This window comes from Hyphomonas chukchiensis (assembly GCF_000682695.1).
Lineage (GTDB): Bacteria > Pseudomonadota > Alphaproteobacteria > Caulobacterales > Hyphomonadaceae > Hyphomonas > Hyphomonas chukchiensis.
Genome location: NZ_AWFG01000001.1, coordinates 148,675 through 173,002, shown reverse-complemented (window position 1 = coordinate 173,002; position 24,328 = coordinate 148,675). Strand labels below are relative to the sequence as shown.

Genomic DNA, 24,328 nt, shown 5'->3' with positions numbered 1-24,328 from the left:
CGAAAAAAGGGGCCCCGCACGGGAGCCCCTCTGACGTCAGACGTCCTGAAACCTGCCGGTGCGCCTAGAGATTGGCGCGCAGCATCCAGGCGGTTTTCTCGGAAATGTCGGCGCGGCGGGTCATCAGGTCGACCGTCACGATGTCATTGTTTTCCTCGGCAACCTTGAGGCCGATCTTGGCGGCGCGGCTGATCGCTTCGTGGCCTTTGACCAGGTTCGAGATCATGGCTTCGGCATCCGGCACGCCATTGTCGGGCTTGATCGTGGCCTCTTCCAGCATTTCCGAGGACGAACCGGGGGCGAAGTGGCCAAGGGCGCGGATGCGTTCGGCAATCTCGTCGAGCGCGGTCCAGAGCTCGGTATACTGGGTCATGAACATGGTGTGCAGCGAGTTGAAGCGCGGACCGGTGACATTCCAGTGGTAGCCGTGTGTCTTCACATACAGCGCATAGGTCTCGCCGAGCAGGACCCGGAGCGCCTGCGCGGAAGACTGACGGGCCTTGTCGTTCATTCCGATATCGATGGGCATGGTGTGACTCCTGTATCTATTGAAGATTATACAGATGAGATGGGCATTCGTTACCCACATTACCAATCAATAGCAGCTGGCCGACCTATAGACGCAATCTATTTCAGGGCGGCGCAGAAGCGTTCGATGCGGATGAGGGCTTCGGTCAGGGCTTCGGTCGACGTGGCGTAGGAGACCCGGAAGGCCGGGGACATGCCAAAGGCTGCGCCGAAGACGACAGCGACCTTTTCGGTTTCCAGAAGCTCGGTGGCGAAATCCTCGTCCGTCTCGATGACCTTGCCGGACGGGGCCGTCTTGCCGATGACGCCCGCGCAGGACGGATAGACATAGAAGGCGCCTTCAGGCGTCGGGCAGTGCAGGCCGGCGCATTTGTTGAGGCCCGCAACGACCATGTCGCGGCGTTGCTGATAGACCTTGCGGCGCGGTTCGAGGAAATCCTGCGGGCCGTTGAGGGCTTCGATGGCGGCATACTGGCTGATCGAGGACGGGTTGGACGTGGTCTGGCTGATGACCTTGCCCATGGCCTTGATCAGTTTTTCAGGGCCTGCGGCATAGCCGATGCGCCAGCCGGTCATGGCATAGGCCTTGGAGACGCCGTTCATGGTCAGCGTGCGATCGTAAAGGGTGGGCTCGACCTGGGCGATGGTCCAGTATTCGAAGCCGTCATAGACGAGGTGCTCGTACATGTCGTCGGTGAGGACCCAGACCTGCGGGTGGCGCAGGAGCACGTCGGCGAGGCCGCGCAGCTCGGCCTTGGTATAGGCGGCGCCGGTGGGGTTGGACGGGGAGTTCAGGATGATCCAGCGCGTGCGCGGCGTGATCGCGGCTTCGAGCGCATCCGGCGTCAGCTTGTACTGGGTGTTCGGGCCGCAGGGGGCGATGACGGGCTCGCCGCCGGCCATGAGCACCATTTCGGGATAGGAGACCCAGTAGGGCGCGGGCACGATGACTTCGTCGCCGGGGTTCAGCGTGGCAACGAGGGCGTTGTAGATGACCGGCTTGCCGCCCGGCGCGACATGCACCTGCGAGGGCTTGTAGGTGAGGCCGTTCTCGCGGAGGAACTTGCCGCAGATGGCCTGTTTCAGCTCGGGCAGGCCGTCGGCAGGCGTGTACTTGGTCTTGCCCTCGCGGATCGCCTTGATGGCGGCTTCCTTGATATTGTCCGGCGTGTCGAAATCGGGCTCGCCTGCGCCGAGGCCAATGACGTCATGGCCGGCGCTTTTCAGTTCGGCGGCCTTGGTGGTGACGGCGATCGTGGCGGACGGCTTGACGCGTTCGAGGGCGTCGGCGAGGCGGATGTCAGCGGACATTATATGAGATCCCGAGGTGCGGATTGGAGGCTGGGCGAATGGCCTGTGCCTTAGGACGCATGGGCGATTGCGGCAAGCTTTTCCCGAATCTGCGGCCATGCGGCTGCGGGACGCAGGCCTGTGCCGCAACAGGCTATTCTAAGGCCTGATTATGCCAATTGGCTGAATTTTATCGTATTTCTTTATCGGTTTTTCAACCAAGCCTGCGATGATGCCCAATCAGAATCCGGTGAATTTGCCGGACCGGCAGAGGACTATCGAGACCATGGTCTCATCGAACAATATCATTCCCATCGGCGAGATATGGGACCTGATCGTGCACGAGGCGCGGCACGCAGCGAATGATCTTGGCATCTGGCTGGAGCGTCTGAGCGATACGCAGCGCGTGATCGGCCTCTGCGTGTTCGCGCTGATCCTGCTGATCCTGGCCTTCCGCCCGCAGCAATTGGCCAAGCGCAAGAAAAAGAGGGAGACGAAGCAGGGCAGCGAGTTTTTCTTTGCCCTCGTGATCGTGATGATCTTCGCTTTCGGCATTGGCTGGGGCTTTGATGGCGGCGTGGATTTCGGCCAACTGATCGACAGGCTGTTCTAGGCCTCGCAAGCGGCGCCTGCAGGCGCTATCTAGGGAGCCATGGAATCGCAGGAGAATGACGCAACCACGCTTCGCGGCGTCGACGTCATCAAGGACAATCTGAAACGGCTGCCCGGGAGGCCCGGTGTCTATCGCATGTTCGGCGATGGCGGTGAGGTCCTGTATGTGGGCAAGGCGCGCGACCTGAAGGCGCGCGTGTCGAACTATGCGCGCCTCGGCGGGCATACGCAGCGGATCGCGCGGATGATCCTGCTGACGCGGCGGATGGAATTCGTCGTCACCGAGAGCGAGACCGAGGCGCTGCTGCTGGAAGCGAGCCTGATCAAGAGCCTGAAGCCGCGCTTCAACGTGCTGCTGCGCGACGACAAGTCGTTTCCCTATATCCTGATCCGGCGGAACCATGAGGCGCCGCAGATCAAGAAGTATCGCGGCACCAAGCATAATGAGGGCGACTATTTCGGGCCCTTCGCGAGCGCCGGGGCGGTGATGCAGACGCTGGACACGCTGCAGAAGGCCTTCCTGCTGCGCACCTGCGAGGACAGCGTGTTCAATGCGCGCACGCGGCCCTGCATGCTGCACCAGATCAAGCGCTGTTCGGCGCCCTGCGTGGGGCTGATCTCGAAAGAGGACTATACCGAGCTGGCCGACGAGGCGGCAGACTTCCTGAGGGGGAAGGGGGCCGACCTGCAGAAGCGGCTGGCCGGAGAGATGGACGCGGCCGCCGAGGCGATGGAGTTCGAGACGGCGGCGCGGTTGCGTGACCGCATCCGGGCGCTGGCGCATGTGCGCGCGACGCAGGACGTGAACCCGGACGGGCTGGAAGAGGCCGACATCTTTGCCATCGCGATGGAGGGCGGCGTCTCGTGCGTGCAGGTCTTCTTCATCCGGGCCGGGCAGAACTGGGGCGCGACGGCACACTATCCGCGCCATGATGGCGGCGAGAGCGTGGAGGAAGTGCTGGCCGCCTTCCTGGTGCAATTCTATGACAAGCGCCCGCCGCCGAAGCTGATCCTGGTCAACGAGATGCCGGAACAGGCGAGCCTGATCGGCGAGGCGCTGGAACTGAAGGTCGACCGGAAAATCGAGATCCGCCGGCCGGAGCGCGGTTCGAAGCGGGACCTCGTGGCGCAGGCCGAGCGCAATGCGACGGAGGCGGTGACGCGCAAGCTGGCCGAGACGGCGAGCCAGGCGCGGCTGCTGGACGAGGTGCAGAAACTGTTCGAGCTGCAGACGGTGCCGCAGCGGATCGAGATTTATGACAACTCGCACATCCAGGGCACGAATGCCGTGGGTGGCATGGTTGTGGCCGGGCCGGACGGGTTCATGAAGACCGCCTATCGCAAGTTCAATATCAAGGACACCGAGATCGAGCCGGGCGACGACTATGGCATGATGCGCGAAGTCATGCGGCGGCGCTTTGCGCGCGGCCTGAAGGAGAAGGCGGTGGGCAATGACCGCAACTGGCCGGACCTCGTGCTGATCGATGGCGGGCTGGGGCAGCTGAACGCCGTGCTGGAAGCGCTGGCCGGGCTGGGGCTCGGGCCGGACGACGTGAACCTCGTCTCGATTGCCAAGGGCGTTGACCGCAATGCCGGGCGTGAGCAGTTCTTCCGGCCGGGCCGGGCGCCGTTCAAGCTGCCGGAGACGGCGCCGGTGCTCTATTACCTGCAGCGGCTGCGTGACGAGGCGCACCGCTGGGCGATCGGCGCGCACCGGGCGAAGCGCTCGGCCGATATTGCGCGTTCGCCGCTCGACGAGATCGAGGGGATCGGCCCGGCGCGCAAGAAGGCATTGCTGCAGTATTTCGGCTCGGCGCGCGGCGTGTCACGGGCGAAAGTGGCTGACCTGATGGCGGTCGAGGGCGTCAACGAGGCGCTGGCCGAGCGGATCTACGGACACTTCCACAGCGGCTGAGGCCTAGTTGGTCAGCTGAACTTGCGCGCGGGTTGCAAGCGCTATGACGTAGCTTTCCATCAACAGCACGAGCTCGTCTTCCAGGGCGTCTGACTGGAGACCGAGGCTGGACTCGGCAATCGCCGCGCGCAGCAGGCAGATCACGGCATGTGTGAGGATGAAGGCTGACTCGGGGCGGTTGATAAAGCTCAGTTCGGGGTGCGTCTGCAGGATATCGCTGAACGCCTTGCTATGATTGATGATGGCCCCTTCGCCGTGGACGCGGAACAGGGCGTCGCTGAGCACAATACGGGTTTCGGGCGATCCCTGCACGCCGTGCATCAACGCGCGGACGACCTTGCGGATGCCGTCCGGCTCGGACGTATCCTGCATGATTTCCAGGATGCGCTCGCCGATACCATCCGACTGGCGCTGACCGAGCATCGCCAGTATCGCGTCGCGATCGCTGAAATACTGGTAGAGTGTGCCGATGCTCACACCGGCGCGTTCGGCGATGCCATTTGTTGTCAGATTGGCGAGGCCTTCGGCCTCCAGAATGTGAAATGTCGCTTCGAGTATCGCATTTACAGTTGCCTGCGCCCGCGCTTGTTTTGGATTTCTTCTTTTTTTATCAGTCACTTGGAATCCCCCCTGCGCTTGTGCGTTCCGTTCGCGCTAAGCGAGTAGAAAACATGAGCAATACTCACATATATAGATTATGCTGCCAATAGAGCGGTCAGAAGGGTCGAAACATGTCTGATGTTCAAGCGTCCATCCATACGCGCATCGCCAAGCAGAAGGCCACTTTACCGGCCATGTACGGGGATGTCGATTTCTCGGTCCTGCCCGAGCGCTATACCGAGGACGTTTCGGCAAGCTCGATTGCCTCCTATGCCGACAAGTTCCCCACGCCGCCGGCCGACATGGTGGAGCGCGTGCGCGCCTATACGATGCTGGGCGATGTGACCGCCGATGCCTATGCGGCCCTGATGGGCGAGTATGGCTTCAAGACGCTGGTCGACATGCTGCAGACCGCCTGTGACAAGGGTATCGAAGCCGTGCCGGACGCGCCGGCGGAACTGGTCGCGCTGATCGCCGAGATGGAGACCAAGCCGGACTGGCTGGACATGGATCTGGTGCGCGAGGGCGCGCGGCTGAACCGGCTGCCCATGGCCGTGGCGGCGCCGTGGATGATCCGCGGCTCTTTCCTGGCGACCTTCCTGAACAAGTATACCGCCTTGCCGATGGCGCTGACCGGGACACTGAGCGGCACGACGGCGGCGCGGCGCGTCAACGAGACGGCGACCTTCTTTACCGTGACGACCCTGCCGGGCGCGATGGAGCCGCATGGCGAGGGCTTCAAGGCCGCCGCCATGGTGCGACTGATGCACTCCATGGTGCGGTTCAATGTGCTGCGGCGGGTGAAGGGCTGGGACGTGTCCGTGTACGGTATCCCGATCCCGCAGGTGGACCAGATGCCGGCGGGCCTGATCGACGTCTTCCTGCTGGCCTACCAGATGGTGGCCGAAGGGCGCACGGAATTTACCGCCGAAGAGCGCGCGCGGGTCGAGTTCAGCCGCTATCGCTGTTACCTGCTGGGCCTGCCGGAAGACCTGCTGATGGATACGCCGCAGGGGATCATCGACATCATGAATGCGCGGGGCGGATCGATCCGCGACGGGTTTGACGACGCGACCTGCGGGGCGCTCGTGCGGGCGACGCTGGCGGCCTATATGCCGCCGGACAAATCATTCGGCAGCCGCGTGTTCGACGCCATCGAGAAGCGGTTTTCGCGGATCGTGTTCATCCAGCAATTCCTGGGCGGGGACCGCAAGGCGGCCGCCGACATGGGTGTGCCGGTCAGCAACCTGGACTATGCCGTCGCCGCCGTGATGGGCACCGGGATCGCGCTGAAGATGGCGGCGTACAAGCTGGCGCTGGCGACACCGGGCCTGAAGGGGCTCGCCGACCGGCGCCTGACGGCGAAGATACGCAAATTGCTGGCGCGCTATGGCCATGCCGAGTTCACGACGGATGCGGGGGCCTACCGGCCTGCGGCCCCGGCATCGGCGGCGCACAGTCACTGACAGGGCTTGCCGGACCGCCCCCTTACGGTCCGACAGGCTCTTGCGGGGGGCGGCGGGGCTGGTCTCACTCCCAGTCCCGCTTGCCCGGCGCGGGGGGCAAGCCCCTCCGCTTCCCATTCTCTATCGCTGATATCTGCCGTGTTTGCTGCAGGTCGCGAAATAGTTAGCAAAATCTTTAAATCCCACTGATCCAGTTTCCGGCGCTGCCCGTAAATTATTCTACACGCTATATTTTATGGCGAGGAGAGCGGCCGGGCATTCCGCCCTGCGTCTATGGAACGGGAAACGGGTGATGAAAAAACATAATCTGCTGAAATCAAGCGGCCTACTGACGGCCATGGTATTGGGCGCTTTCCTGGTACCTGCGCTGCCGGCTTTTGCCGATGCGACACCTGACTGTAATGCCAATGCCGGGGAGGCCACCGCGCTGGAGTGCGGCGTGGACGCGGCGGCGACCGGCGTTGACGCGATGGCTGTGGGCACGGATGCCACTGCGACGGGCAATTCGACCACGGCTGTGGGCGGCGAGTCGGTTGCGACAGGACCCGGCGCGACGGCGATCGGCTGGCAGTCCGGCGCCAATGCAGAGCGCGCGCAGGCCTTCGGTCATCTCGCCAAGGCGAACGGCATCCGCTCGCTGGCAGTGGGTGAGGCCGCTGTTGCGAACAGCCTCGAGAGTATCGCGCAAGGCAACCAGGCCTCGGCGACAGGCGTCGACGCCATCGCCATCGGCACGACGACGGTTGCCAACGGCAATTCGACAACGGTTGTCGGCGGTGAAGCCGTGGCAGATGGTGTGGCGGCAACGGCGTTTGGCTGGCAGTCCGGCGCAACGGCAGAGCGCGCCCATGCCTTCGGTCACCTCGCCAAGGCATCGGGCATCCGCTCGCTGGCCGTCGGCGAAGCGGCAACGGCCAATGGCCTCGAGAGCATTGCCCAAGGCAACCAGGCCTCGGCCACGGGCGCTGACGCGATTGCCATCGGTACGACGACGGTTGCCAACGGCAATTCGTCAACCGCTGTCGGTGGTGAAGCCACGGCAAATGGTACGGCGGCCACGGCCTTTGGCTGGCAATCTTCTGCCACGGCTGAGCGCGCGCATGCCTTTGGTCACCTGGCCAGTGCATCTGGTGTGCGCTCGACGGCGATTGGCGAAGCGGCGAATGCGTCTGCTGATTTCGCGACGGCCCTCGGCAACCAGGCAAGCGCCGGATTTGCGAACTCGATGGCGATTGGCAATGGCGCAACGACCACGCGGGCTAACCAGGTCGCGCTGGGCACGGCTGACAATACGTACACACTGGCCGGTGTGAGCTCGGCGGCGAGTACAGCAGCCCAGAGCGGGCAGGTCGGCGTGGTGACGACGGACCAGCACGGCAATCTCGCTGCGGACTATTCTCTTTCATCCGGCCTCAGCGCCAATGCCAACCTGATTGCGCGTAGCCAGGATGATATCCGGGACAACCGGGCGGGCATTGCGGCGGCCTTCGCGCTCGACACGGCCTATGTGCCGGTCGGCAAGAAGTTCGCGATCAATGGCGGCTACGGTTTCTATGACAGCGAGAGCGCGATTGGCGCCTCGGCGGGTTATCGCCTTAATGACGCCTGGCAAATTGATGCTGGCGTTGCCTCGGGCATGAATAATGGCGGCACGGGCGGACGTGTCGGCTTCTCGGCTGCCTGGTAAGGGGATTTTGTGTCCACCTTGCGTTCCCACCAGGCTCCACGCCCTGCCTTCTGGCGGGGCGTGGTCTTGCGGGTCCTGGGCCTGCTGGCTGCGCTGATCCTGACCGCAGGCGCGTCGGTGGCGCGCGCGGAATCCGTGCCCGACGAGACGGGCCTCGCGCGGCTGGTCTGGTCGACCATGGTCACGCTCGACAATGCCAACAGGACAGGCAATTACGACGTGCTGCAGCAGCTCGGCACGCCCCAGTTCCAGAAAGCCAATAGTCCTAAAGCACTGGCGGGTGTGTTTGCACCGCTGCGCAACCGGCGCGTGGATGTCGGCCGGGCGATCCTGATCACACCGACTTATTATCTTGAACCGGCCCTCGATTTCGAGGGTAACCTGCGCCTGAGGGGTGCTTTCGAATACAGGCCGAGCGCGATACGATTTGACCTGCTCTATCGCAATGTGGACGGGGGCTGGCGGATCCACGCGATTTCCGTCGCGGAGATGGATGTGGACGCGCCGCGCTGAGGCTTGCTCCCTGATTCAGCAGGGATTCTTAATAATGGCAGGTATATAGGCATGCGCGAGGGCGTAGCGGCGCTTGTGCACGTGCGCCATTGCAGGTTGCAGCGAATACCGTCACATTACTGTCATGAAATCTACAGAGTTCAGTCTTAAGCGCGAATTGGCCGCCCTGGTGACGGGGGCGTGGCTGCGCCCGCCCGTGGCCCAGCAGGTGGCTGCGCTCTGCTGGCGGCGTGTGGGGGAGGGGCATGAAGTGCTGCTGGTGACGACGCGCGGACGCGGCCAGTGGATGTTGCCCAAGGGTTGGCCGAAAGAGGGCAAGCCTGACGACGAGATGGCGGGGGTCGAAGCCTATGAAGAGGCCGGTGTGCGCGGCGCGCTGGACCCGTCGCCGGTGGGCAGCTTCCATTACGAGAAGCGGATCGGCGCCGGAACCGTGATGGAGTGCGAGGCAACCGTCTATGCGCTGGAAGTGCGCGAACAGGTGGCCAGGTTCCCGGAAGCCGGGCAGCGCGAAGTCGGCTGGTTTTCGCCCGGCGAGGCGGCGGCGAAAGTGGACTGTCCGGAGCTGAGCACGCTGCTGACGCGGTTTGCGCCCTGAGGGCCCCGGCCACAGTCCCAGAAATTCGTCCTGAAATCTGAACGCGAATCCTGTATCCGGCTTGCAAGGCGTGCTACCGCGCGGCCAAGCAAGACGGAAACACAGCCAGCATGCCCCAATCCAGCGGAATGAAGCCGACCCTCGACAAGGACCTTTCAAAGGTCGGACAGATCGAGCAGGCCTCGCATTCGGTCTCACGTTCGCTTTTGATGCCGGGACTGGCGCTCGTCTTCATCGCCGTGTGCGCGCTGGTTGTCAGCACGATTATCCAAGATACGCCCGGCGCCCTGATCATCGTCATTGCGGCCGCAATCGGGGCCTATATGGCGCTGAATATCGGCGCCAATGACGTCGCCAATAATGTCGGCCCGGCTGTGGGGTCGAAAGCGCTGTCAATGATGGGCGCGCTGGCGATTGCGGCGATCTGCGAGAGCGCAGGCGCGCTGATTGCAGGCGGAGATGTCGTCGGCACGGTGTCGAAGGGTATTATCGACCCGGCAGGCCTCGCCGATGCCAATACGTTCATCCTGCTCATGATGTCGGCCCTGATCGCGGCGGCGCTGTGGATCAATATCGCGACCGTGTTCGGCGCGCCGGTATCGACGACGCACTCGATTGTCGGCGGTGTGGCCGGGGCCGGGATCGCGGCGGCAGGCGTTGCGGCTGTCAACTGGCCGACCATGGGGCAGATTGCGGCCAGCTGGGTGATCTCGCCACTGTTGGGCGGCATCATTGCGGCGGGCTTCCTCGCCTTCATCAAGACGGCGATCATCTATCAGGACGACAAGATTGCCGCCGCGCGGCGCTGGGTGCCGCTGCTGGTGGCCGTGATGGCGGGCGCCTTCTCGACCTACCTCGCGACCAAGGGCCTGAAGCACCTGATCGAGATCAACCTGACAACCGCCAGCCTGATTGGTGTGGCCATGACCGTGCTGACCTGGCTGGTCGCCCGGCCGCTGATCAAGCGCCAGTCGGTCGGCATGGAAAACCGCAACAAGTCGCTGCGGGAATTGTTCAAGCTGCCGCTCATCTTCTCGGCGGCGCTGCTCTCCTTCGCGCACGGGGCCAATGACGTGGCCAATGCAATCGGGCCGCTGGCGGCGATCGTGTCGACGGCGCAGTCGGGCGCCGTGGCGGCCAAGGTCGGCATTCCGCTCTGGGTCATGGCCATCGGCGCGCTCGGCATCTCGTTCGGGCTGATCATGTTCGGGCCGAAACTGATCCGCATGGTGGGCGACCAGATTACCAAGCTGAACCCGATGCGGGCCTTCTGTGTGGCCCTGTCGGCGGCGATCACGGTGATCGTGGCCTCGGCGCTCGGTCTGCCGGTCAGCTCGACGCATATCGCCGTGGGGGCGGTCTTCGGCGTCGGTTTCTTCCGCGAATGGTATACGGCCAACTCGAAGCGGCGGCGCGACTATATCGCCCGCAACCCGCGCAACCCGGACCGCGACGAGCCGGCCGGCGGCGACCAGCCGCGCTATCGCCGCCTCGTGCGCCGCCATCATTTCATGACGATCATCGCGGCCTGGGTGATTACCGTTCCGGCGGCTGGCGGCCTGTCGGCGGCGATCTTCCTCGTGTTCGAGCTGCTGGGCTGACGCCTCTTTCTACCGGACGGACCTGACGTTTCCACGCGCTCGCAACCCTCGCGGGACGGGGCGTGATTGTGTCGAAAACAGTTCACACGAGCATTACGCAAGTGTCATGAAGCGCCGTTAACGGATCGCCCCGAGGGTCATTTATCCGAGGGTCAAGTCCATGTCATTCCGTTCCATCATCCTGCTCACTGCGAGCCTTTCCATCCTTGCGGGCCATGTCGCTGCGCAGGAACAACCCGCTGATGACGACCGCGTGCTCGACACTGTTGTCGTGCAGGGCAGCCAGCTGTCACGCCTCAAAGGCATTGCGGAAAAGCGCGATGCGCTGTCGGTCATCGATGCGCTTGGCGTTGATGAGCTGGGCCAGCTGCCGGACAATAATGTCGGCGAAAGCCTCAACCGGATTGCCGGTGTCTCGATGCTGGTGGAGAAGGGCGAGGGACGTTACGTCCAGATCCGCGGCATCAATCCGTCGCTGAACAATGTCACGATCAATGGCGCCAACATGGGCTCGCCGGAGACCGAAGGCGGCGGTCGCAACGCGCCGCTCGACATCATTTCCGGCGGTGTGCTGGGCGCCGTGCAGGTGATCAAGGCGCTGACGCCGGATCTCGACGGGCAGGGCATTGGCGGCACGGTGAACGTCGAGACCAAGTCGCCCTTCGACAAGGACGAGACGCTGTGGGGCTATGCAAATGCCCGCTATGGCTTCGAGGACATCAAGCCGGACGACCGCGCCTATGGCGGCTCCAACCCGTATTCCCTGGATGGCACGATTGCCGGGCAAAATAATGCGGGCACGTTCGGCTGGCTGCTGGCCGGTTCATGGTCTGACCGCGAATATATCGCGCCGGGCTATTATGCCGATGACTGGGCGAGCTATGAGGCCGACCCGGCAACGGGTTCGGTCGGCGGCAATGCGCCGGTCAACGTGAAGAACAATTATTACGTGATCGGGCGTGAACGCCTGAACCTCAGTGGCACGGTGGAATTCCGCCCCACAGACACTTCGAAATATTTCGCCCGCGCCTTCTATGCGACCTGGGACGAATACCAGCACCGCAACCGCTATGAGCAGAATTTCGATACCGATATCGTGTTCGACACGCCGACATCCGGCACGTCCGGCGAGAACCGGATCGCGATGAACATTCGCCTCGAAGAGCCGCACAAGGACATCTTCTCGCTGGCCGCTGGCGGCGAGAATATCGTGAATGCGCTGACATTCAATTACGAGGTCAATCTCAACAAGAACAAGCTGGACGAGCCATACGCCTATTGGGAATGGCGTTCGGGCAAGGATTTCGGGCCCAATCACTGGACGCTTTCGGGCGACGGTGTGGTGACGATCACGCCGGACGCGGGCACGCCTGACCGGCAGGACCCGTCGTTGATCGACTTCCGCCGTGCGCGCTTCCAGACCAGCAAGATGGATGAAGACGGCCTGACGGGTCAGTTCGACGTGCGCTGGGACCGTGACACGGACACGTGGCTCAAGGCCGGCCTCAAGTTCCGCCAGACCGACCGGTCGTGGGACTATGCAACGACCCGCTATGACGGCGGATCGTCCGACCTGAACCTTGGCACGTCGGCGAGCTTCACCAAGGGCGCGTTCACGAACTGCAATGACGTCATGTGCGCCCCGAACCTGTTCATGGACGTGGATGCCATGAACGCCTTCCTCGCCGATCCGGCGAATGCGGACTATTTCGCGCTGAACACGAGCGACACATTCGTCAACAATTATGCCTCCGACTATGACATCACCGAGACCGTGCTGGCCGGATATGTCATGGGTGTGCGCCAGATGGGGCCGGTGCAGGTGATCGGCGGTGTACGCCTTGAGGCGACGGATGTGGATTCGTCCGGCTACCTGCTCGACGGGGAAGAGGTGACGAAAATCTCTGATGGCGGCGACTATCTCACCGTGCTGCCGGACCTGCTGGTCAACTGGGACGTGATGGATTCGCTGAAAGTGCGTGGCTCGATCACGCGGGCGCTTGGGCGGCCGGAATATGATGCGATTGCGCCGCGCTCCTCCTATAGCGAAGAGCTTGGTATTGCGAACCTCTCGATTGGCAATCCCGATCTCGAGGCGCGGGTGTCGTGGAACTATGATGCGTCGGTGGAATGGTATCCGAACGAGCTGACGCTTCTGTCGGCGGCCGTGTTCTACAAGGACATTTCCGACGATCTCGTGGGCCTCTCCGAAAAGTTCACCACGCAGGCCGAGATCGTGGCCGAGCTGGAGCGTCGCGGCCTGACCGGGGCGATTGACCCGACCGAGCTGACGCAGCTCGATACATCAACGACGGTCAATGCCGGGTCGAGCACGCTGAAGGGGCTTGAACTGATCGCGCAGACGCAGTTCGACAATTTCCTGCCTGACTATCTCGCAGGTTTCGGCATGGCGGCCAGCGCGACCTTCCTTGATGGCGAGACCAAGGTGAATGGCGAAACGCTGCCGCTGGTGAACCAGGCCGAGCAGACCTATTCGCTGACGGCCTTCTACCAGAACCATGGAATCGATGCCTCCGTCAGCTATGCCTATAATGGCAGCTTCCTGACGGACGTGGACCTCAACAATAGCGACAATGATCTCGACCAGGGCGAGTTCGGTCGCTGGGATGCGAAAGTGTCCTATGAGCTGCGCGACAACATGAAAGTGTTCATCGAGGGCGTGAACCTCAACAATGAGCCGACCACGGAATTCCAGGGACGCGTCAAGGCGCGCAACACGGAATACGAATATGTCGGCAGCACGGTCTATCTCGGCTTCAGCTACGGCTTCTAGGGCGGGCGTGATTTCCCAATCGGATGCCAGTCCCCTTGCGGGGGCTGGTTATCCTCATTCAAGGGGTTTGACATGAGACATACGTTCCGGGCCGTCGGCCTTTGTGTGGCAGCCGCGTTATCGGTGCCGGCCTGTGTGAGCGGCGAGGTCGCTGCTGCACCGGTGGCCGTGGCGATTGTCGATCTGGACGCCGTGCCGGACTATGTCGCCCCGCCGGTGGCGCAGCTGGAAGCGAAGACAGTGCGCATCTATGACGCGCCGGAGGCTGACCAGGGAGTGGCGGTGGATGAGGACTTCTTCTATGCGCTCGACAATACGGTGATCGGCAAGTACCGGCGCGACACGGGCCAGCTGGTGGCGCGCTTCACGGCGCCGCACAAGGGCCTGATCCGTCACATGAATTCCTGCTATGCGCGGAATGCGAAACTCTGGTGCGCGAACTCGAACTATTCGCTGGTGCCGATGGGCTCATCGATCGAAGTGTTCGATGCGGCGAACATGACGCATGTCGCCACGCATTCGCTCGGCATGATGGATGAAGGTTCGCTGACCTGGTTCGATGATATCGACGGCGGGCGCCTTGCTGCCTTCGCGCATTATTCCGGCAATGGCGGCGTGCCGTTCAAGGACAGCACCTATTCCAGCGTCGTGACCTTCGACAAGGACTGGCGCCGCACCGGTGGCTGGCTGTTCCCGGAGGGCGTGATCAAGCGCATGGCGCCGCACGCGGCGTCCGGCGGGGCCATCGGGCCGGACGACCTGCTCTATGTGCTGGGCCATGACCTGCCGGAAATGTATGTGCTGGCGCGCCCCAGCATGGGGCCGACCATGATCCATGTCGCGACGATCAAGCTGGGCGTTGGCGGGCAGGCCTTTTCCTTCGCGCCCGGCGAGGGACGCACGATATTCGCGATTGACCGGGCCGGCGGCAAGGTGAGCGAGATCGTGCTGCCGGATGTGGCGCTGAAGACGCCCGACGCGCTGCCTTTTCGGCGCTAGGTGACGCGGGCCCATTGCCGGGGCGGCCAAGCGCTGGCAATGCAGTGGCATGGATTTCAAATGGATACCGAATGCCTTGACGATTGCCCGCTGTGCGTTTGCGGGTCTCGTCATATGGGGAATATGGAACGCCGAGCTTTCGGGTGTGGCCGCGGGCGCGGTGACACCGGACATGCCGCCGGAAGACCTGTTGCGGCACACGGTGATGCAGCAGCTCTGGTACCAGTTCGCCCTTCTTGGCTTTCTGTCCGGCGCCCTGACCGACTTCCTTGATGGCTACCTTGCCCGCAAGCTGAAGGCGCAGAGCCGGTTTGGGGTCTGGCTCGACCCGATTGCCGACAAGTTGCTGGTTGGCGCGGCGCTGCTGGGCCTCGCCATGGTGCTGAAGACCTGGCTGATCTACCTGCCGGCGGCGGCGATTATCGGGCGGGACGTGTTCATGACCTGGCTGCGCACAACGCCAGCCGGGAAGGCCGTGGTCGATCCATCCAACCTCGCCAAGTGGAAGACCGGTTTCGAGATGGCGGCCATCATTGGCCTGATGCTGCCGCTGGCCTTTGCGCCGGCTGACATGGCGGCGGATGCGAGCGGGGCAACGCCGCTCGTGTTCGTGATCGGCTCGTACATGCTGGTTGGCCTGCTCTGGGTGGCGGCGGCGCTGTCGCTGATCACGGGCTGGCGTTACATCCGCGCAACGCGGCGCTGAGCCTGCCGGAACGCAAAACGCCGACCTTACATGGACGTAGGCCGGCGTTCTTGTTCGGTGCGGCGCGCCGGCAAGGGGAAGAAACCGGGCCGCGAGGGGTCATGCGCGCGACAGGATGGGGAAGCATCCTGATCACGTTCTAATCCTCGGCGAATTTCCTTAATGCCGCGTTAAGACCCAAGGCAGGAATGAGGCGAAGAATTCGCAACACGGTCTGTATTCCGCCCGTGATCGGCCTCAATCGCAGGCAAATTCTGGACGCATGAAAAAGCGCGTTGCTCCCGAGATCAAATTCCTCGCTTTCATCCTGGCGGCGCTCCTGTTCCTGTGCGTACCGGCCATGCTCGCCTTTGCCGGGGCTTAGGACTTCGGTCCGGCCCAATAGGGGCTGGCCGGTTCATTCCCATAGATCTCAGCGAGGCGTTTAACGGTGCCGGGTGTTGCGTCCTCGGGCGGATCAAGCGGATCGGCCCAGACGGTTTCGGCAATCTCGCCGAACGAAGTGGGAGGCGTTTCCGTCCAGCTGCCATGGCGGACGCGGTAGAGCAGGACATGATCGTTCCTGAAGACGTGGTGATTTGAATAGAAGCCGACCAGCTGCGGGAGGCCGGTCAGTTTGACGCCAGCCTCCTCGACCAGTTCGCGCGACAGGGCCTCGATGGCGGGTTCGCCGCGCTCCACGCCGCCGCCCGGCATGTACCAGCCCTTCACATAGGTGTGGCGCACGAGGAAGACGCGGCCCGCTTCATTCTCGACCGCCGCGCGCACGCCCAGCGTCATCGGGCGGCGCAGGCGCGCATAGGTGTGGAAGAGGCGGGTGCGAAGCGTGGCCAATGCAGGGTCTCCGGGCAGCAATGGGGCACCCTAGCGCTCATCCTGGGCGAAGTCGAAGGATGCGCGCGCGTACCGTGACCCGTCCTTCCGCGTCCCTCACGATGGGCCCTTTTTACGCAAAAGCGGTCCGGGAATGGTCCGATTATCGTGCGAATGAGGCTCGCCAAGGGGGGCAACGCGCTGTAAGGACGGGGCAACTAGTAATAACAGCTGCAAAAACAGACAAAAGCGAGACGGTGCAATGATCCATCCCTCACTGATTGCCATCGGCACGATCGTGCTCGTGTTCGGCATCCTGAACCTCATCGAATTCAAGCGTCTCGACTAGGGACGCCCAGGCAGCATGCCGGACCTGACGCTGATTGCCGCCCTTCTGGGGGGGCTCGCCATCATGGCCTTTGCCGGGGATTTCCTGGTCAATGGCGCGGTGGCGGTGGCCCGAAGGTTTGGCGTCTCGCCGCTTATTGCCGGTATTTTCATTGTCGGGTTCGGTACGTCCGCGCCTGAAATGGTCGTGTCGCTCGACGCTGCAATTGGCGGACAGCCCGGGCTGGCGCTGGGCAATATTGTCGGTTCCAACATTGCCAATGTCTGTCTTGTGCTGGGCTTTCCCGCGCTGATCTCGCCATTTCTTGCAGGCGGGAAGGGGGAGGGCCGCGCGCTTGGCGCGATGCTGCTGGCGACCGCGCTGTGGATCGGCCTGACGGCGATCATGCCGCTGACGGCCGGTATCGGCTTCTTCTTCATCCTGATCCTGCTCGGCTATTGCGGCTACACGCTGATTTCTGCGCGCAAGGCCGTGGCGGCCGGGATCGACCCGGGCGTGGCGGTGGAGGATGACCCGCACATGGCCCTGTGGCGGGCGCTGTCCTATATCCCGCTGGGCATTGCCGGACTGATCCTCGGCGCGCAGCTGATCATTGCCGGCGGCGTCGGCATGGCCGAGTTCTACGGCGTCCCGCAGGAATGGATCGGGCTGACGCTGCTGGCGATCGGCACGTCGATGCCGGAGATTGGCGCCAGTGTTGCAGCTGCGCTGCGCAAGCGCGGCGATGTGGCGATCGGCAACATTCTCGGCTCCAACGTGTTCAACATCCTTGGCGCGGGCGGGATCATTTCCTTCTTCGGGCCGATCGATGTCGCACCGACGTTCCGGCAATATGACCATTGGGCCATCGGCCTCGCGGCGGCGATCATCGCGCTGCTGATACTGACCAGGGCAAAGGTCGGCCGGCTGGCCGGGATCCTGCTGCTGCTGATCTATGCGATCTATATTTACGGACTGATCAACGGGTTCAACATTCTTGGCCTGTTCCAGCCGGCAGGCGCATGAGGGCCGGTGCGGCCCTTGTGACAGGCGCGGGGGCGCGGGTTGGCAAGGCCATGGCCGAAGCGCTGGGGCAGGATGGCTGGGCTGTTGCCGTTCACTATCGCTCTTCAAAGGATGGCGCGCGGGAAACGCATGATGCCATCAAGGCGGCTGGCGGACGGGCGACACTGGTACAGGCGGACCTTGCAGACGAAACCCAGGTTGCGGGCCTTGTGGGGCAGGCAGGAGCGGAACTCGGCCAACCGGTGAGCCTGCTGGTTAATTCGGCTTCCGTCTTCACCGATGACAGCGCGGCGAGCCACACGCGGGCCGACTGGGACGCGCACATGGACACGAACCTGCGCGCACCTGTGCATCTGGCGCAGCAGATGGCAGCGGGGCTCGCGCCCGGCGAGAAGGGCCTTGTGGTCAATCTGATCGACCAGCGCGTGTGGAAGCTGACCCCGCAATTCTTCACCTACACACTCTCGAAAGCGGCGCTGTGGCAGGCGACGCAGACCTTGGCGCAGGCGCTCGCGCCGCATGTGCGGGTGAACGGGATCGGTCCCGGCCCGACGCTGAAGAGCGTGCACCAGAGCGAAGCGGAGTTTGAAGCGGAAAAGCAGGCGACGCTGACGCAGGAGGGCTCCAGCCCCGATGAGATCGTTCGGGCGCTGCGCTACCTGATTTCGGCGAGCAGCGTGACCGGCCAGATGATCGCCGCCGATGGCGGCCAGCACCTGATGTGGCAGACGCCCGACACACAAATCTGAGGTAACATGAACTTTTCATCCGATACGTCCGCGCCGGCCCATCCCAATGTCCTGGCGGCGCTTGCCCGCGTGAATACGGGAAATGAGGCCAGCTATGGCGGCGACAGCGTGACGGCCCGGCTGCGCGGGCAGTTGGCCGAGCTGTTCGAGACCGAGGATTTCGATTTCTGGATGACTGCGTCCGGCACCGCTTCCAATGCGCTGGCCCTGTCATGCTTCTGCCCGTCGATTGGCGCCGTGCTCTGCCATGACGCCGCCCATATCGCGATTGATGAGCGTGGCGCACCGGAATTCTTCTCCGGTGGCGGCAAGCTTCAACTGCTGGCCGGGACGGGCGGCAAGATCGGGGCAGATACGCTGGCAGCGGCGTTGGCGCAGATCGATTATGGTTTCGTGCACCAGACGCCGGCGCATGTTCTGTCGCTGACCAACCTGACCGAAAGCGGCACGGCCTATAGTGTTGCGGAGGTGACGGATCTGGCGGCGAAGGCGCATGGCGCGGGCCTGGTGGTGCACCTTGATGGCGCCCGCTTTGGCAATGCGCTGGTGGCGACCGGGGCGAGCCCGGCAGAGATGAGCTGGAAGGCGGGTGTGGACGTTCTGACCTTCGGCCTGACCAAGACGGGCGCGATGGGCTGTGAGATCATCATGCTGTTCGGCAAGGCGCGTGAGAAGTGGGGCGAGCTGAAGGCGCGGGCCAAGCGCTCCGGTCATATGCCGCCGAAGATGCGCTACCTGGCGGCGCAGGCCGAAGCGATGCTGGATGGCGGATTGTGGCTGGATCTCGCAGGACGCGCCAACAAGGCGGCGCTGAAGCTGGCGGCGACGCTGATGGCGCAGCCGGGCGTGCATCTGGTGACCAAACCGGGCGGCAATGAAGTGTTCGCGCGCCTGCCTGAAGGGCTGGCCGAGACGCTGACAGCCGCAGGCGCGAAATTCTATCCCTGGCCAGATGGCAGCCACCGGTTCGTCTGTTCCTGGGCGACCCAGGATGACGAAATCAGCGCGGTTGCCACAGCCATGGGCTGAGCCGTTCAGGCGGAAAGGGCGGTGCCCAGCCATGATTGCAGGAAGCCGATTGTGGCTTCCGCGTCGATCGGGGCCTCGGTATCGCCGCCCAGCAGGCCCTGGTGGATCGACATGATCAGCAAGGGAGACATGATGGCCAGGGCGGCGGCGCGCAGGGCATTCACGCTTTGGGGGGAACCGGGCGAGCCGCGCAACTTGTCCATGATCGAGGTCAGCGCCGGTTCCAGCATGTTCTTGAGATAGGCCTTGCCGGCTTTTTCGTCGGCGATGCCCTCGATCAGGCCGAAAGCGTGGGCGCGGGTGAAGTTTGCGAAGCGCATGCCAGCGTCGGCGACGCGGTAATATTGCTCGACGGCCTCCATCGGGCTTTCTGCCGGAACGGAAATCGTATTCCAGATCGGCGCGCCCCGCTGGCCGATATTTTCGAGGATGGCAACGACGACGCCCGCGCGGTCGTCGAAATAGTGCCGCAGGGTGGGCTCGGATGCTTCGGCGGCAATCGCAAACTGGCGCAAAGATGGACGGCGCAGGTCTGCCTCAAGGGCAAAGTCGGTCAGAGCGTCGACCAGAGCGGCGCGCTTCTCTTTGAAGTCATGGTTCCGTGCACCCACCGGACGCGGCATTAGCATTTCCTCAAAGGCAGAAAGTATACTTCTCGCAACTAAGAAGCATTCGCAGCGCATTCATAATGGATTTCCCAACGGGTGCAACCTACAATATTTGTTGCAGTTTAGCCATTACCCCAGAGGCGTTTCCACCATGATTTTTTGTTGACGGGCTTCTCTACATCCACGCCCCGGATTGCGGCAGCGGAATATCCGCCGTCAGCCATCTTGTCGCGAATGTCATTCACATCCCATCCCGTGAGCTTTGCCAAGGCCACGGCTTCGGCATCCCAGCGTTCTACCAGTGAACTGGCGTATTCACTGGCAGCGCTGCACGATGTGTAGTCACCACGCCAGGGATGGCGCAGGACATAGCGGCCCTGATAGTTCTCCCGGTCGCCTGTAATTTCGAATGTGAGGTCCTCCGGAAAAGTCTTCGCGTCATAGCGAAGATGAAGCCGCGTGACGAAAACATCGACCGGGGAAGGGGCCATTCCGCGGGGCGTGAGGCCCTCAGGTGCGTCATCTAGCCACATCACGCCAAGCTCGCGTAGTTCGGAATTGGCGAGCGGTTCGGCCGCGCACGGATCGCACCATGACATGTCCCAGGCATATTCCATGAAGACGGCCTTGCCATTCTCCTTCTCCACCTGATGGGAGAACATGGCTTTGTAGAAGTCGGCGAATTCGTCCTTCACATAGATTGGCACGTCCATGTCGGACGGAAGTTTCACGGTGCGGTAATTGCTGGTCTCGACGCGGCCCTTGCTGGTGAGGGCGAAGACGAAGAGTTCCTGCTTGCCCTCGGCATTGACCGTGCCGAGGCGGATGGGGAGCATGAAGTCCTCATCCTCATAGGCGACCTGGATGGGCCGCAGCATGGCCGAGCCGTCATGACGTTCGAGACTGACCTTGGCGACGAAGAATTTCATGCCGCGTTTGAGATAGGCGCCGACCGTCTCCTCGGCGCCGTCAGGGATCTTGTAGCCGTTCTGGTTCAGCCATTTGATCAGGCCATCGGATTCCTCGGCCGAGAGAATGAGGATGTCATATTCGCCGACTTCGTATTCCGCCTCGATGGTGACACCGAGGGATTCGGCGTCTTCCATCATCATGTCGGCCTCGGGCGCAGCCATGGCGGCCGTCTCCTGCATTTTCCGGTACTGCATTTGGAGTTCGCAGGGGTTTTCGTCGTAGTATTCGACGAGACGCGGGGCCGTGTAGGCGTCGAGGTGTTCGACGAGGGCCGGATTGGCGACATTGATCTGTTCACGTTCAGGCACCGAGACGACCGGCACGACCATGGCGAATTCCGACACGTCGCCGCGGAAGTCGGACGCCATGGTGATGACGGTGCGGTCGCCGTCACGCGCGAGGACGACCTTGGAGGCATCGTTGAAGAGGTCGGTGTCGGCCTTGGCGACATAGAAGCCGCAAAAGGCGCTGGCGGGCGCGGCAAAGGCGAGGCCGGCTAGCGGCAGCGCGAGGCTGGCAATCAGGTGCTTCAGTTTCATGGTCTTGGTGTCTCCTTTGTCCCCCAAGGACTTATCGTTGCAGGCGTGAAATCGGGTCGGCGCGCGCCGGGCGCTGGCGTGCCATGCGGCCATTCGAACCGGCGGGCGGGCAGGGCGCGGTCGAGCAGGGGCGTCAGCAGGCCGAGCGCGGCGAGCGCCATCAAGGGCGCGCCGCGCTGGTTGGGGCCGATGATGAACCAGGCGGCGAGGCCGGCAACGGCGATGGCGAAGAGCACGCGGCCGGCGCGGCTGTCGGGTGTCGAGCGCGGATCGGTGATCATGAAGAAGGCGAAGATCAGCAGCGAGCCGGAGGAGAGCTGGTGCAGCGGGATGGCCATAGGGTCGCCGAGCCATAGCGCACGGGCGAAGAGGATGGCGGCAAACGTGCCCAGGAAGCCGAGCGCAATATCGAGCCGCTTGGCGCTGGAGAGCGTGAGGGCGGCGAGGGCGAGGGCATAGCCGAGGATGAGCGGCATCTGGCCCCACTGGCCGGGCGACACCCAGGCATCTCGCCCAAGGAGCAGCATCATGGCGACAATGCCGATGCAGCCCGGATTGAACACGTGCTTGCCCTTGATGCGCACAAGGAATTTCAGCGCAATGCCGGTGAAAGCGGCGGCAAACCAGATCCACGGGGCGGCGGCGCGCAGGAGGATCGTGACGCCGAGCGTGGTGATGAGGGCAGATTTGGGTTCGAAGCCGTGGAACAGGGGGCGGCCTGCGCGCAGGTTCAAAACCGCCGTGCCGAGGCCCTGCGCGAGCATGGCGCCGGAGAAGGCAAAGAAGAGGGCGGACGGCTCGGCACCGAAGCTGCTGGTACTGTAGGAAAACAGAAAAAGACCGGCGAGGGCGATGATCTGCCAATGGCGAGGGTCCGCATCTATCGTGCGGAAGAGCGCGAGGGGAAGGCGAGCCGCTGCGTCCATACGACTCACATCATACACCAAATGCGCTCAGATTACGGCGGGTTCATGAAAGCTTCGCGCCGCTTTGGCTCGTAAACTCTGGACCCATGGGCCGGATCACGGCAAGTAAAGGCCGATTGGAGGGGATTCGACCATGAAAACGATTCTTCGGGCGGGCCTGATCGGCGCGCTACTGGCCACATCGACACTCGCTGGCTGTGCGTCCACCTATTATGGCGCGATGGAAAAGATCGGGTACGAGAAGCGTGATCTCCTCGTACAGCGCGTCTCTGATACGGCCCGCAGCCAGGAGGCGGCCAAGACAGAGTTTGCCAATGCGCTGGAAGCGTTCCGCGCGGTGGTCTATGTCGAGCCGGGCGCACTCGAAAGCAGCTATGACAGCCTGTCAAAGTCCTATGACCGGTCGGTCGACAAGGCGGAGAAGGTGCGCTCGCGCATCAAGGACGTGAAATCGGTGGCGCGTGACCTGTTCAAGGAATGGAATGGCGAGCTGACCGAATATTCCGATCCGGGCCTGCGCCAGAAGGCCGCCGAGCAGCTGGCGGAAACCGAAGCGCGTTATGACACGCTGGTGGCGAAGATGGATGCGGCGGCGGCCTCGATGGACCCGGTGCTGGTGATGTTCCACGACCGCGTGCTGTACCTCAAGCACAACCTGAATGCGCGGGCGATTGCCGCGCTGGAGCCGGAGACGGCGGGCTTGCAGTCGAATGTCGAGAGCCTGATCGCGGACATGGAACGCTCCATCGCGGATGCCGACGCATTTATTGCGGAGATGCGCCCCGGCGTGTGAGCTTTGCGGAATGGATATTCGGCCCGGTGACTTCGAGGATGCGCGGGTGCTGGACCTGTTGCGCGTGCAGCTTGCGGGCATGCATGCCAATTCGCCGGCGGGGAATGTATTCGCACTCGACCTGACGGGCCTGAAGGCGCCTGAAATCAGCTTCTACACGGCGTGGGAGGACGAGACGCTGCTCGGCATGGGCGCGCTGAAGGCGCTCGGCGGCGGTGCGGGCGAGATCAAGTCGATGCGGACCTATGAGGCGCACCTGAGGAAGGGCGTCGCGGCGCACCTGCTGGCGCACATTATCGGCGAGGCGAAGAGGAGGGGCTATCATCGCCTCAGCCTCGAGACGGGGAGCGGACCGGCCTTCGGTCCGGCGCTGACGCTCTATCGCCGCAACGGCTTCGTTGAGGGCGGGGCATTTGGGGACTATGAGAAGAGCGACTTCAACCAGTTCTTCCATCTCGACCTTCAGGAGCTCTGATCCATGACACCCACCCGATCCGCCTGCGCCCTCGCCGTGCTGGCAGCTGGATTGACGGCCTGTGTGATTCAGGGACCGGACGCGCTGCAGGGAGCGGAGACGTTTGAAAACTATGCTGTGGGTGACGCGCCCGCCGGGCCGTGGACGGTCGATACGGCCAACGGGGCCGTGGTTGTTGACGACACGCATGCCGTTTCCGGCACAAAGGCCGCCCGGTTCGACATCGCGGGAAAGGGCGGCGCCTTCCTGTCGACCGGCGGGGCGCGGTCCGGGCGGATGCGTGTCTTCCTCGAAGCAGCACCGGAGGGCGATGTGCACTGGACGCTGATCGAGGCGCGCGGTCATCGACCCAGCGACGGGCATATCGCGGAAGTGCGTATAGGCGGCCAGCACCCTGTGGCAGGTGGAAGTCGCCTGATGGCAAATTACGAGACACCGGAATCCTATACCGACACGTCTGCCCCCGGATCGGACTGCTGGCACCATGCGGCCGAGACGGACGTGATGCCGACCGGGCGATGGGTCGAGATTGAGTGGAGCTTTGGGGGGAACGCGGTGGTGGCCATGTCGATTGACGGCAAGCCCGTGCCTGCAATGACGGTGAAGGGGACGGGTCAGGGATGTCTCTACCAGCCGTCGGACTATGCGTGGGAGCTGCCCCAGATCGAGACAATCAATCTCGGCTGGGAGAGTTACCAGACTGACGGACCGCGTCGCCTATGGATCGACGATATCGAACTTTGGAATTAAAGGACCTGTCC

23 protein-coding genes are annotated in these 24,328 nt (G+C 63.2%); 16 read left to right on the top strand and 7 right to left on the bottom strand.

All coding sequences use genetic code 11. The annotated features are described in order from the left end of the window. Window positions 1–64 precede the first annotated feature (64 nt). Both HY30_RS00845 and HY30_RS00840 read right to left on the bottom strand, forming a co-directional pair. Window positions 65–529, bottom strand: coding sequence for a Dps family protein (locus HY30_RS00845; protein WP_034735964.1), 465 nt, complete (start codon window positions 527–529; stop codon window positions 65–67). Window positions 530–627: 98 nt separating this feature from the next. Next, a complete protein-coding gene (locus tag HY30_RS00840; RefSeq protein WP_034735961.1) occupies window positions 628–1,839 on the bottom strand; it encodes a pyridoxal phosphate-dependent aminotransferase in 1,212 nt (403 codons plus the stop codon). Between the two features lie 265 nt (window positions 1,840–2,104). Between HY30_RS00840 and HY30_RS00835 the strand changes: the two genes are divergently transcribed. Both HY30_RS00835 and uvrC read left to right on the top strand, forming a co-directional pair. Next, on the top strand, window positions 2,105–2,431 hold the full coding sequence (locus tag HY30_RS00835) for a hypothetical protein (RefSeq protein WP_034735959.1): 327 nt from the start codon (window positions 2,105–2,107) through the stop codon (window positions 2,429–2,431). A 39-nt stretch (window positions 2,432–2,470) separates the two neighbouring features. Further along, complete coding sequence (uvrC, locus tag HY30_RS00830; protein WP_034735957.1) at window positions 2,471–4,345, top strand: excinuclease ABC subunit UvrC; 1,875 nt, start codon at window positions 2,471–2,473, stop codon at window positions 4,343–4,345. Window positions 4,346–4,348: 3 nt separating this feature from the next. Here the strand turns inward: uvrC and HY30_RS00825 are convergent, their stop codons facing one another. Beyond that, window positions 4,349–4,963, bottom strand: a complete 615-nt coding sequence (locus tag HY30_RS00825) for a TetR/AcrR family transcriptional regulator (RefSeq protein ID WP_034735954.1) — start codon at window positions 4,961–4,963, stop codon at window positions 4,349–4,351. A gap of 113 nt (window positions 4,964–5,076) precedes the next feature. On the opposite strand from HY30_RS00825, the gene HY30_RS00820 reads away from it, so the two are divergent. The 8 genes from HY30_RS00820 (at window position 5,077) to pgsA (ending at window position 15,309) form a co-directional block, all read left to right on the top strand. After that, window positions 5,077–6,411, top strand: coding sequence for an oxygenase MpaB family protein (locus HY30_RS00820; protein ID WP_034735952.1), 1,335 nt, complete (start codon window positions 5,077–5,079; stop codon window positions 6,409–6,411). Window positions 6,412–6,703: 292 nt separating this feature from the next. Beyond that, the gene (locus tag HY30_RS00815; RefSeq protein ID WP_034735949.1) at window positions 6,704–8,098 is read left to right on the top strand and encodes a YadA C-terminal domain-containing protein; all 1,395 of its coding nucleotides are present in this window, start codon (window positions 6,704–6,706) and stop codon (window positions 8,096–8,098) included. 9 nt (window positions 8,099–8,107) lie between these two features. Further along, a complete protein-coding gene (locus tag HY30_RS00810) occupies window positions 8,108–8,611 on the top strand; it encodes a hypothetical protein (RefSeq protein WP_162176873.1) in 504 nt (167 codons plus the stop codon). 124 nt (window positions 8,612–8,735) lie between these two features. Continuing rightward, window positions 8,736–9,209, top strand: coding sequence for an NUDIX hydrolase (locus HY30_RS00805; RefSeq protein ID WP_034735946.1), 474 nt, complete (start codon window positions 8,736–8,738; stop codon window positions 9,207–9,209). Between the two features lie 110 nt (window positions 9,210–9,319). After that, window positions 9,320–10,810, top strand: a complete 1,491-nt coding sequence (locus tag HY30_RS00800; protein ID WP_034735944.1) for an inorganic phosphate transporter — start codon at window positions 9,320–9,322, stop codon at window positions 10,808–10,810. A 160-nt stretch (window positions 10,811–10,970) separates the two neighbouring features. Next, window positions 10,971–13,604, top strand: coding sequence for a TonB-dependent receptor (locus tag HY30_RS00795; protein ID WP_034735941.1), 2,634 nt, complete (start codon window positions 10,971–10,973; stop codon window positions 13,602–13,604). A 72-nt stretch (window positions 13,605–13,676) separates the two neighbouring features. Then, window positions 13,677–14,603: a hypothetical protein gene (locus HY30_RS00790; protein ID WP_155839199.1), complete on the top strand. Its 927-nt coding sequence runs from the start codon at window positions 13,677–13,679 to the stop codon at window positions 14,601–14,603. Window positions 14,604–14,652: 49 nt separating this feature from the next. Beyond that, the gene (gene pgsA / locus HY30_RS00785) at window positions 14,653–15,309 is read left to right on the top strand and encodes a CDP-diacylglycerol--glycerol-3-phosphate 3-phosphatidyltransferase (RefSeq protein WP_051614573.1); all 657 of its coding nucleotides are present in this window, start codon (window positions 14,653–14,655) and stop codon (window positions 15,307–15,309) included. A gap of 360 nt (window positions 15,310–15,669) precedes the next feature. Here the strand turns inward: pgsA and HY30_RS00780 are convergent, their stop codons facing one another. Further along, on the bottom strand, window positions 15,670–16,143 hold the full coding sequence (locus HY30_RS00780; protein ID WP_034735938.1) for an NUDIX domain-containing protein: 474 nt from the start codon (window positions 16,141–16,143) through the stop codon (window positions 15,670–15,672). A gap of 343 nt (window positions 16,144–16,486) precedes the next feature. On the opposite strand from HY30_RS00780, the gene HY30_RS00775 reads away from it, so the two are divergent. From HY30_RS00775 to HY30_RS00765, 3 genes are read left to right on the top strand one after another with little or no spacing between them, the layout of a single operon-like run. After that, window positions 16,487–17,476 carry a calcium/sodium antiporter gene (locus tag HY30_RS00775; protein ID WP_034735936.1) on the top strand — a complete coding sequence of 330 codons (990 nt, stop codon included), beginning with the start codon at window positions 16,487–16,489 and terminating at the stop codon, window positions 17,474–17,476. Next, complete coding sequence (locus HY30_RS00770) at window positions 17,473–18,225, top strand: SDR family oxidoreductase (RefSeq protein ID WP_034735933.1); 753 nt, start codon at window positions 17,473–17,475, stop codon at window positions 18,223–18,225. The genes HY30_RS00775 and HY30_RS00770 overlap by 4 nt, the downstream gene beginning before the upstream one ends. Window positions 18,226–18,231: 6 nt before the next feature. Further along, window positions 18,232–19,254, top strand: coding sequence for a threonine aldolase family protein (locus tag HY30_RS00765; RefSeq protein WP_034735931.1), 1,023 nt, complete (start codon window positions 18,232–18,234; stop codon window positions 19,252–19,254). 5 nt (window positions 19,255–19,259) lie between these two features. Here the strand turns inward: HY30_RS00765 and HY30_RS00760 are convergent, their stop codons facing one another. The 3 genes from HY30_RS00760 to HY30_RS00750 all read right to left on the bottom strand — a co-directional run bounded on the left by HY30_RS00760 (window position 19,260) and on the right by HY30_RS00750 (window position 22,299). After that, complete coding sequence (locus HY30_RS00760; RefSeq protein ID WP_034735929.1) at window positions 19,260–19,877, bottom strand: TetR/AcrR family transcriptional regulator; 618 nt, start codon at window positions 19,875–19,877, stop codon at window positions 19,260–19,262. 107 nt (window positions 19,878–19,984) lie between these two features. Then, entirely contained in the window at window positions 19,985–21,373 is a 1,389-nt protein-coding gene (locus HY30_RS00755) for a DUF2330 domain-containing protein (protein WP_034735927.1), read from the bottom strand. After that, window positions 21,370–22,299, bottom strand: a complete 930-nt coding sequence (locus tag HY30_RS00750) for an RnfABCDGE type electron transport complex subunit D (protein ID WP_051614571.1) — start codon at window positions 22,297–22,299, stop codon at window positions 21,370–21,372. Before HY30_RS00750 ends, HY30_RS00755 begins: the two co-directional genes overlap by 4 nt. Before the next feature lie 133 nt (window positions 22,300–22,432). On the opposite strand from HY30_RS00750, the gene HY30_RS00745 reads away from it, so the two are divergent. Genes HY30_RS00745 through HY30_RS18920 form a run of 3 tightly spaced genes read left to right on the top strand, consistent with a single transcriptional unit; the run spans window position 22,433 to window position 24,317 of the window. Beyond that, window positions 22,433–23,092: a DUF2959 domain-containing protein gene (locus HY30_RS00745; protein ID WP_051614569.1), complete on the top strand. Its 660-nt coding sequence runs from the start codon at window positions 22,433–22,435 to the stop codon at window positions 23,090–23,092. Between the two features lie 10 nt (window positions 23,093–23,102). Beyond that, window positions 23,103–23,567, top strand: coding sequence for a GNAT family N-acetyltransferase (locus HY30_RS00740; protein ID WP_034735924.1), 465 nt, complete (start codon window positions 23,103–23,105; stop codon window positions 23,565–23,567). A 3-nt stretch (window positions 23,568–23,570) separates the two neighbouring features. Continuing rightward, entirely contained in the window at window positions 23,571–24,317 is a 747-nt protein-coding gene (locus HY30_RS18920) for a hypothetical protein (protein WP_051614567.1), read from the top strand. The last annotated feature ends 11 nt before the right edge of the window (window positions 24,318–24,328 follow it).

Excerpts from the sequence above, each read along its gene's own strand:
- HY30_RS00845 (WP_034735964.1), bottom strand. The coding sequence starts at position 529 with ATGCCCATCGATATCGGAATGAACGACAAGGCCCGTCAGTCTTCCGCG.
- HY30_RS00840 (WP_034735961.1), bottom strand. The coding sequence starts at position 1,839 with ATGTCCGCTGACATCCGCCTCGCCGACGCCCTCGAACGCGTCAAGCCG.
- HY30_RS00835 (WP_034735959.1), top strand. The coding sequence starts at position 2,105 with ATGGTCTCATCGAACAATATCATTCCCATCGGCGAGATATGGGACCTG.
- uvrC (WP_034735957.1), top strand. The coding sequence starts at position 2,471 with ATGGAATCGCAGGAGAATGACGCAACCACGCTTCGCGGCGTCGACGTC.
- HY30_RS00820 (WP_034735952.1), top strand. The coding sequence starts at position 5,077 with ATGTCTGATGTTCAAGCGTCCATCCATACGCGCATCGCCAAGCAGAAG.
- HY30_RS00815 (WP_034735949.1), top strand. The coding sequence starts at position 6,704 with ATGAAAAAACATAATCTGCTGAAATCAAGCGGCCTACTGACGGCCATG.
- HY30_RS00805 (WP_034735946.1), top strand. The coding sequence starts at position 8,736 with ATGAAATCTACAGAGTTCAGTCTTAAGCGCGAATTGGCCGCCCTGGTG.
- HY30_RS00800 (WP_034735944.1), top strand. The coding sequence starts at position 9,320 with ATGCCCCAATCCAGCGGAATGAAGCCGACCCTCGACAAGGACCTTTCA.
- HY30_RS00795 (WP_034735941.1), top strand. The coding sequence starts at position 10,971 with ATGTCATTCCGTTCCATCATCCTGCTCACTGCGAGCCTTTCCATCCTT.
- HY30_RS00790 (WP_155839199.1), top strand. The coding sequence starts at position 13,677 with ATGAGACATACGTTCCGGGCCGTCGGCCTTTGTGTGGCAGCCGCGTTA.
- pgsA (WP_051614573.1), top strand. The coding sequence starts at position 14,653 with ATGGATTTCAAATGGATACCGAATGCCTTGACGATTGCCCGCTGTGCG.
- HY30_RS00775 (WP_034735936.1), top strand. The coding sequence starts at position 16,487 with ATGCCGGACCTGACGCTGATTGCCGCCCTTCTGGGGGGGCTCGCCATC.
- HY30_RS00770 (WP_034735933.1), top strand. The coding sequence starts at position 17,473 with ATGAGGGCCGGTGCGGCCCTTGTGACAGGCGCGGGGGCGCGGGTTGGC.
- HY30_RS00765 (WP_034735931.1), top strand. The coding sequence starts at position 18,232 with ATGAACTTTTCATCCGATACGTCCGCGCCGGCCCATCCCAATGTCCTG.
- HY30_RS00760 (WP_034735929.1), bottom strand. The coding sequence starts at position 19,877 with ATGCCGCGTCCGGTGGGTGCACGGAACCATGACTTCAAAGAGAAGCGC.
- HY30_RS00755 (WP_034735927.1), bottom strand. The coding sequence starts at position 21,373 with ATGAAACTGAAGCACCTGATTGCCAGCCTCGCGCTGCCGCTAGCCGGC.
- HY30_RS00750 (WP_051614571.1), bottom strand. The coding sequence starts at position 22,299 with ATGGACGCAGCGGCTCGCCTTCCCCTCGCGCTCTTCCGCACGATAGAT.
- HY30_RS00745 (WP_051614569.1), top strand. The coding sequence starts at position 22,433 with ATGAAAACGATTCTTCGGGCGGGCCTGATCGGCGCGCTACTGGCCACA.
- HY30_RS00740 (WP_034735924.1), top strand. The coding sequence starts at position 23,103 with ATGGATATTCGGCCCGGTGACTTCGAGGATGCGCGGGTGCTGGACCTG.
- HY30_RS18920 (WP_051614567.1), top strand. The coding sequence starts at position 23,571 with ATGACACCCACCCGATCCGCCTGCGCCCTCGCCGTGCTGGCAGCTGGA.